This is a genomic window from Rhizobium sp. G21, assembly GCF_014158035.1.
GTDB lineage: Bacteria > Pseudomonadota > Alphaproteobacteria > Rhizobiales > Rhizobiaceae > Rhizobium_E.
The window spans coordinates 191,598-204,247 of sequence record NZ_JACFXW010000001.1 but is presented as its reverse complement, the minus strand read 5'-3'; the positions used below and the strand labels follow the sequence as shown (position 1 = coordinate 204,247).

The window sequence follows — 12,650 nt, the reverse complement described above, 5'->3', positions numbered from 1 at the left end:
TCCATCGCCGCATGAGGCGCGGCATGCGACAATCTCCGGATCGGATACAGGGCCTCGACGTTTCGCTTCCGCTCGGAGCGGCCGCGGCGAGGTAGTAAAACGAGGCAGTTCGGAATGACGATTAAGAGCGAAAACGACGCCGTGTCGGAAAACGCCTACAGGGCGTTGGAAGAGGCCCTGGCGATCGACTTTCAGGACGACCATTCCGGAACGCAGCCGCAAAAGCGGGAGAGCCGTGTGTCCGACGTTGCAAACCAGACCGGGAAGACTGCGCAGCAGCGCAAGGCGGACAATGCGCGTTCGCTCGGCCCGGAGCCCGCGCCGAGAGCGCCCTCTCACCGCCCCGCCAACGATCCCCTTCCCACGGCTTCGGCCGCCCTCACCCGCGGCTTCGACACGCCGCGCTCGAAATCGCCCATGCGGATCGCCGCGGCCATTTCCGCGCTCTGGGTCATTCTGGGGCTGGTCGCCGCGCATTTTCTCTACGCGCCGGAAATCTGGCAGATCTCGTCTCTGCGCGATCTCGGCGCCATTCCGGGCGCCTTGGCGACATTGATCGGCATCCTCTTCCCGATCATGATCTTCTTCGCCTTCGCCTCGATGATCGCGCGGGCGCAGGAACTCAAGAACGCCGCCCGCTCGATGGCCGAAGTCGCCCTCAGACTGGCCGAGCCGGAAAACATCGCCGCCGAGCGCATCATGACCGTCGGCCAGGCTGTGCGTCGCGAAGTCTCGGCCATGAACGAGGGCATCGAGCGCACGATCGCGCGCGCTTCCGAACTCGAAACGCTGGTGCATTCCGAAGTGAACGCTCTCGAACGCAGCTACAGCGACAACGAACTGCGCGTCCGCAGCCTGGTGCAGGAACTCGGCAGCGAGCGCGAGGCGATCATCGGCCATGCCGAGCGCGTGCGGTCCTCGATCACCGGCGCACAGGACCTGCTCCGCGACGAACTCGCCAGCGCCAGCCTGACCATCGCCAAGAACATCGCCACGTCGGGCGAAGCCGTCGCCCAGATGATCGACACCCAAGCCGCGATCATCATGCAGAAGAGCGGCAATGTCGCCAATACGATCGGCTCGGTCCTGTCCAAGAAGACCGAAGAACTGGTCGGCGCGCTCGAAACCTCCGGCCTGGCGCTGACCGAGGAATTCGACACCCGCATCGAAACGCTGGGCGTGACGATCAACGAGCGCGGCAACAAGCTGTTGTCCGAATTCGAGACACGCGCCTCGATGGTGGACGCCACAACGGAGAAATTGAACGCGGCGCTCGCCGACCGCACCCGGCAGCTCAACGAGACGCTGATCGCCCGCACCCGGCAGATCAACGAGACGCTGACCAACAGCGGCGGCGTCATCAGCAATTCGCTGGAATCGATGCTGAAATCGCTGAACGCGACGCTGGACCAGAAGAATCAGAGCTTCCGCCAGGCGCTCAAGACGACGGCCGACGATGCGATCATGGATCTCGACGTCCGCACCGCCTTCCTCGACGAGCGTCTCAAGTCTTCGGTCGACCAGGTGTCGTCGGCCTTCGACGGCCGGCTCGGCGAATTCGCCGACGCCTTCGACAAACGCAGCGGCTCGCTCGACGCCAAGCTCAACGAAAGCCTCACCCGCATCAACAAGGCGCTCGGCCAGGGCCAGGACGCGCTGTCCAGCACGCTGGAATCCTCGCTCGAACGGATCGCCCAATCCTTCATGGGGCAGGCCGTGGCCATCGAGACGGCGCTCGGCGCGGGCCAGGAGGTCATCGAGACCGCCCTCGACGCCAAGGTCGGCGACATCACCCAGGTCATCGGCCGCGCCAATCAGGAACTCGACAGCGGCTTCGGCGCGCGCGCCGACGCTCTGGCGCAGAAGATCGCCGAACGCACCCAGGCGATCGAAACCGCCATCTCCACCGGCCATGATCGCATGTCGAGCCTGCTCGACGACCGTTCGTCGGGAATTGCGGCGGCGTTCGACGAAACCAATCGCAAGCTCGACCAGACGCTGTCGGGCGGCGAGCAGCGTCTCGGCGCGCTGTTGTCCGAACGCTCGGGCGCGCTGATCTCCGCCTTCGACAAGACCGAAAAACCATATCCGAGACCATCGGCGACGGCGAACGCCGCCTCTCCGATCTGATCGACGGACGCGGCTCCAGCCTCGAACGGTCGCTGGCCGACAGCGCCGCGCGCATCGAAACCGCGGTCGCCACCGGCGGCGAACGGCTGGAGAAGTCGCTGGCCGAAGGCGGAGCCCGCATCGAAAACGCCATCGGCTCGACGCCGGAGCATCTGGCCCGCATGCTCGACGAAAAGGGTCAGGCGATCGAACGGACGCTCGCCGACAACCAGCAGCGTCTGGACACCGCAATGACGCGCGGCTCCGAACTGATCACCGGCGCATCCGAAGACGCCCGCTCGCGGCTCGCCAAGACGCTCGGCGAAAACGCCATCACCATCGCCGCCGTCTACGGCGAGCATCAGAAGCGGATCGACGAGACGCTGCGCGAGCTGACGGGCGAAATCGAGCAGACGCTCGGCGACGGCGCGAACCGCATCGCGACCTCGTCCCAGGAAAGCGCCCGCTTCGTGCAGGGCGCGATCGAACAGGGCGTGCGCGACATCTCCGAAGCGCTTGAAAACGGCGGCGCCGATCTCGGCATCCAGCTCGCCACCACCCACGACCTGATCCGCCAGACGCTGGAAGACCGCTCCAACGCGATCACCGTCGCGCTGGAAGAAGGCCGCAAGCAGCTCGACGACACCATCAACGAACAAGCCACCGGAATCGGCGCCAGCATCGCCATGGGCGCGAGCATGCTGGAAATGTCGTTCGAGGACGGCGAAAGCCGTCTGCGCGAGGTCGTGGAGCAATCCACCCAGAAACTGACCTCGGCGGTGGACGGCGCCACCGATTCGCTGACCTCGTCGGTGGAGCAGACCACCGGCCAGCTGAAGGATGCGCTGTCCCGCAGCGCGACCGATTTCGAATCCAGCGCCGGCAGCTTTTCCGACAAGATCGCCGAGCGCGAGCGCAGCCTGCGCCAGGTGCTGGACGCGACCGCGGATTCGCTCGACAGCCGCATGCAGGCGAGCGCCATGGCGCTCAACGCCAATGCCCGTAAGATCGAAGACACGCTGGCGCAACGCGAAGCGAGCCTCGCCACCGCGATCGAAAATCTCGCCCAGTCGCTCGACGAGCGCCTGATCGCCACCGTGGGCGGGCTCAACGCCGATGTCGAGCGCAGCCATGACGCTTTGCGCCAGACGCTCGGCCAAAGCGGCCTGACGCTCGAAGAAACCGCCGAACGGCTGATCGCCCAGATCGCGTCGCACCGCGACGCTCTGCGCGACACGGTCGACGCCTCCGCCCATTCGATCGACGAACGGCTGGAAACCGGCGCGGCCAACATGCTGTCCAACATCATGATGCTGGACATGAAACTCGAAGAGCGCGAGGCGGCTCTACGCGACGCCGTGGCCGCGGCGAGTAATCGCTTCGAAAGCGAGCTCGGCCTGCATCAGCAGAGCCTCGTCCAGTCGCTGGACGCGACGTCGCGGACAATCAACGACCGGCTCGACGCCGGCGTCTCGGCCATTGCGACGTCGATCGACCAGTTCGACGCCAAACTCGGCGCGCGCGAAATCGCGTTGACGCAGACGATTTCCGACTCGGTGGAGCGCGTCGACAGCGATCTCGCCCGCCGCCAGGAAACCTTCGTCCAGTCTCTCGATGCGACGTCGCGGGCGATCGGCGAACGGCTCGACACCGGCGCGGCCGATCTTCTTTCCAACATCATGTCGGTGGACATGACGCTCGAAGCCCGCGAAGCTTCGCTGCGCGACGCGATCGAATCCTCCGCCGCCCGGCTGGACGGCGATCTCGCCCGCCGTCAGGAAGGCCTGGCGCAGACGCTGGACGCGACGACGCGCGCGATCGGCGAGCGGCTGGACACGGGCGCGGCGGCCATCTCCTCTTCCGTGGATCAGTTCGACGCGAGGCTCGGCGAGCGCGAAGCTGAGCTTCGCCAAACGATCGCGGAGTCGACGGGTCGACTGGACCATGATCTCGCCCAGCGCCAGGAGAGCCTGCTGCAATCGCTCGACGCCACCGCGCGCACCATCGGCGAAAAGATGGACAGCGGCGCGACGGACCTGCTGTCCAACATCATGTCGCTCGACATGACGCTGGAGGCGCGCGAACAGTCTATGCGCGAGGCGATCGAAGTCTCGACGAGCCGCCTCGACGGCGAATTGTCGCTGCGGCAGGAGATTCTGATCCAGGCTCTCGAGCAGTCCGGCGAAGCGCTGGACAAGCGCTTCCAGCGCGGCTCCAACGCCGTGCTCGGCCATATCGAGCGTCTCGACGCCACGCTGAGCCAGGGCGAAGCTTCTCTGCGTCAGGCGCTGACCGGCGCGACCGAACGTCTGGAAAGCGGTCTCGCCGAACGGCAGGACTCGATGATCCGCGCCGTGGAAGGGGTGGCGCAGTCGCTCGACGACCAGTTCCTCTCGGCCCTGTCCAATCTGAACGCCGGCGTCGAACTCAGCCATGGCGCCATCCGCGATACGCTGAACGACAGCACGCTGACGCTCAACGAAATGGCGGAGCGCCTGTCGGCGCAGATTTCCGCCCATCGACAGGCGCTGCAGGAAACCATCGAAGCCTCGACCGTGTCGATCGACGAACGGCTCGAAAGCGGCGCGGCCTCGATGCTGTCCAACATCATGATGCTGGACATGAAGCTCGAAGAACGCGAAAATGCGCTGAAGCAGGCGATCGCGACGGCCTCCGAGGATCTCGACCAGTCGATGAACCGCTCCACGCAGGCTCTCAGTGATCGCTTCGGCGAAAGAGCGGCGGAAATCGCCAATGTCGCCGAAACCTTCAGCCAGCGAATCGACGGCGCGCTGGAGACGGTGTCGAGCCGCTTCGACGAGACCGGCGGCCGCATCCTCACCAGCTTCGACCGCCTGGAGACCGGCATCCGCGACGACGCCGGCCGCTTCGCCCAGACCATCGACGAAGCCGGCGTGAAACTGGGCTCGTTGATCGAAACGCAGATCCAGTCCTTCGACCGCGTCACCGAAACCGGCGCGAGCCGGATCTCGAAACGCTCGAAAGCCATACGGCGCATCTCGACGAACGGCTGGAGACGATGGACCGCGCGCTGACGATCGGTCTCGAAAACGTGTCGCGCACCATAGACGGCAAAGCGTCCGGCCTCGCCTCCACCCTCCGTTCCGCCGTCATCGACGCCGCGCAATCGATGGACGACGAAGCGCGGCGGGCGATCGACCAGATCTCCGGCAAGACTTTCGAATATGCCGACGAGATGGCCGCGCGCAGCGCCGGCTTCTCGAGCCGCCTCACCGAAGAAGCCGAGAGCTTCGCCAGCACCGTGCAGAGCAACGCCGATCAGTTCGCCACCCGGCTCACCGGTGACGCGCAACTCATCAGCGCGCGTCTCTCCAGCGAGGCGGATCGGTTCTCGGACCGGATGGTGTCGGAAGCCGACGCCTATGCCGGCAAGCTCGCCTCCGGCGCCGACGCCTTCACCGGCAAGCTGGCGACCGAGACCGAAAGCTTCGCGAGCAAGCTCGTCCACGACGCCGAGGCTTTCACCGGCCGCATCGCCGGCGAAGCCGAAACCTTCACGGGCAAGCTCGCCACGCAGACCGACTCGCTGACCAGCAGTTTCGCCCGCAACGCCAGCCAGTTCGCCGAACAGGTGGGCGCGGCGCAGCAGAAGGTGATGAACGACGGCGCCGCGATCAGCCAGAGCCTCACCTCGGCGGAGCAGGCGCTGGCCGCCCGCAACGAGGCGATCCGCACGACGCTCGACGATCGCACCCGCGAGCTGAACTCCATGCTGGCCGCCCGCTCGGCCGAACTCAACCGCCTGATCGAGGAAAAGGCGCGGCCGGCGGCCGAGAGCCTGCAGAGCTTGGGTCAGACGGCAGCGGAAGACATCCGCAGCGCCGCCGAACAGGGCGCGGCCCTGCTGCGAGGCGAGAACGCCGCGCTGGTGGACGCCATTTCCAGCCGCACGCAGGAAGCCGCTCGCGCGCTCGGCGACAGCGAGCAGTCGCTGCGCTCCACCGCCCTCGGCCTCATCGACGCGCTCGGCCAGAGCAATGCCGGCCTCAAGCAACTGGTGGCCGAAGCCGCCGCCAACCTCGGCGCGATCGACGAGACTCTGACCGGCACCGCCGACCGCTTCACCGAGAGCGCGACCCGCGCCTCGGATTCGGTCAACGCGGCGGCGCGCCTGCTGGAAGGCAATGCCGAAAGGCTTTCCTCGGTCTCCAACGACACGCTCGGTCAGATCGGCGCGCTGGTGGGACGCTTCGACGATCACTCCAAGGTGCTCGGCCAGGCCTCGAACCTGCTGGGCGCGGCGCAGTCCAACCTGGTGTCGACGCTCGCCGAACGCGAGGAAGCGCTGCAGGCGCTGGCCGTCGGCCTCGTCCGTCGCTCCGAAGACATCGAGAACACCATGCGCTCGGTGTCCGGTCTGGTGGAAGCCGCCTTCGACCGCGCCGAAAACCGCGCCGGCCAGGTGACCAACACCGTGCGCACCGGCATCCAGACCTCGTTCGCCGATATCGGCCGTGTGCTCGGCGAAGCCGAACAGCGCGCCGACCAGATGGCCAACGCGCTGCGCGGCACCGTCGGCGCCGCGGCGCAGGAAGCGGCCCGTTCGGTCGAGACCGCGCTCGGAAAGGCCAGCGAACAGGCCGATCAGGTGGCCGGTAAATTGCGGGGCGCCGTATCCGGCTCGCTCGCCGATGTCGACCGCATGCTCGGCGAAACCGGCGCCCGCTCGACGGCGACCGCCGAAGACATGCGCCAGGCGCTTCAGGCTGCGATCGAGGATTCGATCAACCGCTTCGCCGGCGCCACCGACGAGATCCGCCGCACCGCCGGCGAGATCCGCCGCGAACTGACCGACACCCGCGCCGAACTCAAGCGCGGCGCCTTCGACCTGCCGGAAGAAGCCAAGGAGAACGCCGCCCAGATGCGCAAGGCCGTGGCCGAACAGGTCCGCGCCCTGCAGGAGCTGACCGGCATCATCGGCGTCTCCGCATCGCATTTCGAAACGCCGCGTCCGGCCCGCCAGGAGCCCGCGCCGCGCGTAGAGCCGCAACCCGTCTATCAGGCGCAGCGCGTGGAAGCGCAGCCGGTCGCCTACCAGCCGGCCCGCGTCGACACGCAGCCTGCCTATCAGGCTCCTCCCCGCGCAACGGCCCCGGCCCAGCCGCCCGCGGCGATCGAAACGGCGCGTTCGGAGCCTCAGCGCATGGCGACGCCGCCGCAGCCGCAGCCGCAACAGCGCCCGACCGAAGCGCGTCAGCCGGCGACCCCGCAAGCGAGCCGGCCCCAGCCGGCGATAGAGCCGCGTCGCGCCGAAGCGCAACCGGCGGCGGAGCGCCCGTCGATCCCTCTCGCTTCGACCCCGCGCCAGGAGAGCCGCGTGTCCGCGCCGTCCCGCGAGCCGCTCGGTCTGCGCGGCAGCCTCGGTGTCGATCCGCTCAATCGTCCCTCGGCTCCGCGCGAGGAGCGCCCTGCTCCCGCCCAGCCGACGGCGCGTCGGGAAGAAGGCCAGGGCTGGATCAGCGATCTGCTGCGCAACGCCTCCCGCGACGAAGCGGAAGCCGACACCCGCACCGCGCCCCCGGCCGCCTCGCGCGTCGAAAACCGCAATCCGCGGCAGGTGGTGGAATCACTGAATTCGTTGTCGGTCGACATCGCCCGCGCCATCGACCATGAAGCCTCGGTCGATCTCTGGCGTCGCTATCACCGCGGCGAGCGTGACGTGTTCACCCGTCGGCTCTACACGTTGAAGGGCCAGCAGACCTTCGACGAGATCAAACGCAAATATGATCGCGAGCCGGAGTTCCGCTCGGCCGTCGACCGCTACATCGACGATTTCGAGAAACTGCTGAACGATGTCGCCCGCAACGATCGCGACAAGACCCTGACGCAGAGCTACCTCACCTCCGACACCGGCAAGGTCTACACCATGCTGGCGCATGCGGCGGGCCGCTTCTCGTAAGTATGCAGCGACTTGAACAAGGGCCGTTCGGGAAACCGGGCGGCCTCTTCGATTCGGATATCATTCGTCGATCGCGGTGCCTGCGGAGAGGAAGTGCTCGCTCCATTCCGATTCGGGAATGGCGTCGCCGAGCGCGAAAGCGAATTCGGACGGCGCTTGCGCCATCCGCGCGACCACGCATCGGTAGCGCAGCCTGAACCAACGATTCCCGGCTTTGACCGCCGCACCGTCGGCGACGATTTCCGCTGCGTGAAGCGCCAGATCCTGAAAGGCATAGGGCGCGACCAGTTCGGCGGAGATTCTACCGGTCCGGCGCAATTGCTCCATCGCTTCGATATTGCACAGCTCAATCCGTCTGTCGTCGGACGCCAGACTGCGCAAAGCCTTGCGAGCCCGGATGTTGTCGGGGCGGGACAAGACGTCCGTGGCGTATAGATGCTGCGCCGTATGGAGAGAGTTGAAGGGGCGCAACCTCTCCCTGGAGGGCGCGATGTTCGGAATGGGCCGAGTGGAGCGATCGTCCGGCTCGGATACCTTCACCGGCGGCGGAGCTTTCATTCGCTTTGGCCCTCGGTTCGGGACGCCTGGCGTGATCTCGACCAGCGAGACCGAAATTTCACGGGCGGGCGCAGGCGCTGGAGGCTGATGGGCGCCAAAGAACAACAAGCCGGCAACAGTCGCATGGCCGCAGACGGACAAGGTCAAGCTCAACGTGAAGCGACGACGCCCTATCATGGCGACGATGATGCGCCACAGTCGCCCCCTTCCGCTCCGGGGCGGTCGTCCCTCGCTGTCTGCAAACCCCGCTCCTATCCTGCCGCCGCGGCGGCCGGAGAATGGGCGAGATTCGGGCGATAAATGTGACCGATGCTCGCTTTACTGCATCGTCATCGAGGTTTCACCGGGTCCGGCGAAACCATTCCTGTCGCTGGACGGCCTTGAGAGCCTCGATGTCGAAGTCCGCGATCACCAGACCGGTTTCGGCTCCGCCCATCGCGATGATCCGCCCGAGCCCATCGACGGCGAAGGAATGGCCATCGTCTTTCGGCGCAGGATAATTGGCCACCGCGATGCCTGCGGCGTATTGGAAAGCCATGGCGCGAACGCCGGCAACTCTGACGTCGCCGACGGTCGGATCGTCGATCAAAGGGCTGCTGTTGGGTACGAGGATGATGTCGGCGCCCTGGCGGATCAGATCGGCGCCGACTTCGGGATATTCGCGATCCATGCAGATCATCACGCCGACAGTGATCTCGCCGGCCCTCGTCTTCAATCTCGCCACTGAAGATCGATCGCCCGGCGCGCAGGCCGTTTCGGGCACATCGAAGAAGCAGATGTGCCGCTTGCGCTGATGCAGGACGATCTCGCCGTCAGCATCAATCAGTACGGCGGCGTTGAAGGGGGCGGTTTCGCCCTGTTCCAGAAAAGTCGCCACGATCGACAGTCGACGCCTGCGGGCGACGTCTCGAAAACCTGCGATATAAGCGCCATCCAGCGGTTCCGCCCCGTCGAGCCAGGCCTTGCGGGAGGCTTGGCTGTCGGGTTCGAACCGGCTATAGCCGTTGGAGAACATTTCCGGAAAAACGATGAGCTCGGCCTGCTGCGCGGCCGCTGCGGCGCAGACGACGTCTGCATCGGCGCCGGTCGTCACCTGAGCAAGCGCCACGCGAAAATGGGTGCTCTTCAAGCGGATCTCCTCATGCGACCGAAGCCGATTGTTCACCGGGGCCTTCGTCGCCTCGTCACATCGCCTTGAGCGTCCAGCCCACCATATCGGTGGTGACACGGGCGAAGGCGGCGTCCAGGGCCTTGATGAAGGCTTCGTTGCCGGAGCCGCCGACAGGCGCGCTGGCGGTGAAGACGCGGCTGGCGCGCACTTCGCCGTTGCGGTCGTTGAGCAGCTTGGCGGACATTTCCACCTGGGCGCGGCTGCCGCCATAGGCCAGGATCTCGAAGGCGCGGATTTCGGTGATCACCTGATAGTCGATGGCGAGTCCCTGCCCCGGAATGCCGACGCCGCCGAGCCGGCCGGTGTTCTCGAAGGCCTGCACGAGACGCGCCTGCACGAGTTTCGGCAGACGGTCGCTCCAGCGCGACTTGGCGAGATACTGGATCTCCGACTGGCTGACGCGGATGACCACCTGCTCGGAGTCGAGCGCCTTGACCGCTGTCGGTTCGGGAACGAGGATCTGGCGCTGGGTCAGCCTTGGTCCTTCGACGCCGGAAACAGCCGTCAATGAGAAGGTGTCGTCGGGAGTTCCGCCCAGGCAACCGCCCAGAGCCAGCAGGCATACGCCCATGAAAGATGCCCGCGCCAGTCGGATCACGCTACGCTCCCTTGTCATATTGGTCCGTTTCCACATCAATGCCGCGCCCGACCGTTGTAGGTCTTGACCTCGTCGCCGCCGAACAGCAGCCGCTGCGGGTCCTCATCCAGTTTGGTGATCGCCGAATCCAGGGTCTGCACCGTGCGGCGGGTATCGGAAATGAGCGCATCGATATTCTTGAGGCCGGAGCCGGAGAAGCGCGCCAGATTGTCGGCGATCGGACCGATCCGAGAATTCAGATTGTCGGCCACCTGCTTGAAGGACTTCAACGTCTCCCGCGCGTCGGCGAAGAGCGACGACGAATCCCCGTGCCGAGGAAGCTGTCGGCCTTGGCGAGCAGGCCGTCGACGCGGGTCGAGGCCTTGTTGAGCTTCTCCGACATTTCGGAAATGTTCTTGATCGTCTTGTCGATATCGGGACGACGGTTCTCGATATCGGAGGCGACGCCGCGGAAGGTCTGAATCGCCTGTCGGGCGTCGGCGACGGCCGCGCGGATATCGGCCACCGAACTCTTGACGTCGGCGGGCTCCACAGCGGCCATCAGCTGGTCGACCTTGTCGAGCGTCTTCGACGCCTTTTCGCCGACGACCCGATAGGCTTCGGCGGTCTTGTTGAACGTCGCGACGGCCTGCCCGACTCCGCCCGAGGCATCGGCGAGATCTTTGCTGACCTTCTCGGCATTGGCGAGGATAGCGTCGATCTTCTTGGCGTCCACGGCCTTCAGGAGGCTTTCGACAGAAGCCAGCGTGGAATCGAGCCGGCCCGAAAGACCTTTAATCGTTCCCGACAGCGAGGTCACCGACTGCAGGAATTCGTCGATGCCCTTGGAATTGTTCTTCAGCGCCTGCGAGAACACCTCGACATTGGAGATCGTGCTGGTCAGCGGCTTACGATTATCGTTCACGAAGCCCTGCAGCTGGATCAGCGTCGTCTCGGTGCGGTTCATGATTTCGGATGCGGTGGCGACGATATTGGTCACGCCGGATTGTTCGGCGAGCAGGGTCGCCACTTCGCCGTCCTTCAACGCCTTCTCGATCAGCAATTCCTGTTTGGTGTCGCCGCCGGAAAGCTCGATATAGGCGGCCCCGGTCAGGCCCTGGATCTCGAGAACGGCCCGCGTCGACGGGTAGATCGGCGCATCGGAGCGCACTTCCGTCACGGCCAGCGAAAAGCGCGGGTCCTTGCGGTCGAAATCCAGCGCGCGCACCGTGCCCACCGGGATCCCGTTGAAGCGCACCGCCGAGCCGACGCTCAGCCCGTTGGCCGAACCGGGAATGCGCACCACCAGCCGCTCCATCTTGCCTTCGCGTCCATAGGCGGACATCCAGTAGACGAAGCCGAAGGCAAGCAGCAGCACCACCAGGGTGAACAAGCCGACGATTGCGTAATTTGCTTTCGTTTCCATGCCTCAAGCCGTTTCATTCGTAAAAAGGATTCAAAAAATCCCTAGGATTGCAGTTAGGTGACCAGTCCCGGAATTGTACGCGCGCGTTTGCCGCGGAAATAAGACTGGACCCAGGGATCGTCGCAACCGAGCATGTCCTGGATCGTCCCCTCCACCATTACACGCTTGTTGCCGAGCACGGCAATCCGATCGCAGACGGAAAACAGGCTGTCGAGGTCATGGGTCACCATGTACACCGTCAGCCCCAGCGTATCGCGCAGTTTGGCGATCAACTGGTCGAATTCCGCAGCCCCGATCGGATCGAGGCCCGAGGTCGGCTCGTCGAGAAACACCAGCGCAGGATCGAGCGCGAGCGCCCGTGCGAGCGCGGCGCGCTTGATCATGCCGCCAGACAATTCGGATGGATATTTGTCCAAAGCTTCCGGAGCCAGCCCCACCAATTCGATCTTCAAACGCGCGAGCTCGTCCATCAGTTGCTTGGGAAGATCGAGATATTCCCGCATCGGAAACTGGATGTTCTCCTTGACGGTCAGGGCGGAGAACAGCGCTCCATGCTGGAACAGCACGCCCAGGCGCATGTCGAGCTGAAAGCGCTCCTTGTCCGGCATCTGGCTGTAGTCGGCGCCGAGCAGACGGATCTCGCCGGCGCGCCGCGGGATCAATCGAAGGATGGTGCGCATCAGCACCGACTTCCCGGTGCCCGATGCGCCGACGAAGCCGAGGATCTCGCCGCGATAGACGTCGAGATCCAGCTGATCGAGCACGAGATGTTCGCCGAAGCCCACGGACACGCCGCGCGCCGACAGGATAACCTCGCGGTCCTGTGTCTCGGTGACGTTGTTGCGGCGCGTGTTGGTGTCCATGTCCA

General features: G+C 65.5%; 6 protein-coding genes and 2 pseudogenes. 3 read left to right on the top strand and 5 right to left on the bottom strand.

Features of this window, described 5'->3' with window-relative positions:
* Positions 1-114 precede the first annotated feature (114 nt).
* The 3 genes and pseudogenes from H2O14_RS01095 to H2O14_RS29190 all read left to right on the top strand — a co-directional run.
* The gene (locus H2O14_RS01095; protein WP_182826175.1) at positions 115-2,130 is read left to right on the top strand and encodes a hypothetical protein; all 2,016 of its coding nucleotides are present in this window, start codon (positions 115-117) and stop codon (positions 2,128-2,130) included.
* A complete protein-coding gene (locus H2O14_RS01090; protein ID WP_312858648.1) occupies positions 2,085-5,165 on the top strand; it encodes a hypothetical protein in 3,081 nt (1,026 codons plus the stop codon). The genes H2O14_RS01095 and H2O14_RS01090 overlap by 46 nt, the downstream gene beginning before the upstream one ends.
* Before the next feature lie 2,312 nt (positions 5,166-7,477).
* Positions 7,478-8,050 (top strand): annotated as a pseudogene (locus tag H2O14_RS29190) (hypothetical protein); the annotation flags it as partial.
* A gap of 60 nt (positions 8,051-8,110) precedes the next feature.
* Here H2O14_RS29190 and H2O14_RS01080 read toward each other — a convergent pair.
* The 5 genes and pseudogenes from H2O14_RS01080 to H2O14_RS01060 form a co-directional block, all read right to left on the bottom strand.
* A complete protein-coding gene (locus H2O14_RS01080; RefSeq protein WP_182826172.1) occupies positions 8,111-8,608 on the bottom strand; it encodes a DUF930 domain-containing protein in 498 nt (165 codons plus the stop codon).
* A 340-nt stretch (positions 8,609-8,948) separates the two neighbouring features.
* On the bottom strand, positions 8,949-9,737 hold the full coding sequence (locus H2O14_RS01075; RefSeq protein ID WP_182826171.1) for a carbon-nitrogen hydrolase family protein: 789 nt from the start codon (positions 9,735-9,737) through the stop codon (positions 8,949-8,951).
* A gap of 55 nt (positions 9,738-9,792) precedes the next feature.
* Positions 9,793-10,350, bottom strand: coding sequence for an ABC-type transport auxiliary lipoprotein family protein (locus tag H2O14_RS01070; RefSeq protein WP_246697494.1), 558 nt, complete (start codon positions 10,348-10,350; stop codon positions 9,793-9,795).
* A 62-nt stretch (positions 10,351-10,412) separates the two neighbouring features.
* A pseudogene (locus H2O14_RS01065) lies at positions 10,413-11,782 on the bottom strand (MlaD family protein).
* Positions 11,783-11,835: 53 nt separating this feature from the next.
* Positions 11,836-12,645, bottom strand: coding sequence for an ABC transporter ATP-binding protein (locus tag H2O14_RS01060; protein ID WP_182826169.1), 810 nt, complete (start codon positions 12,643-12,645; stop codon positions 11,836-11,838).
* Positions 12,646-12,650: the final 5 nt, after the last annotated feature.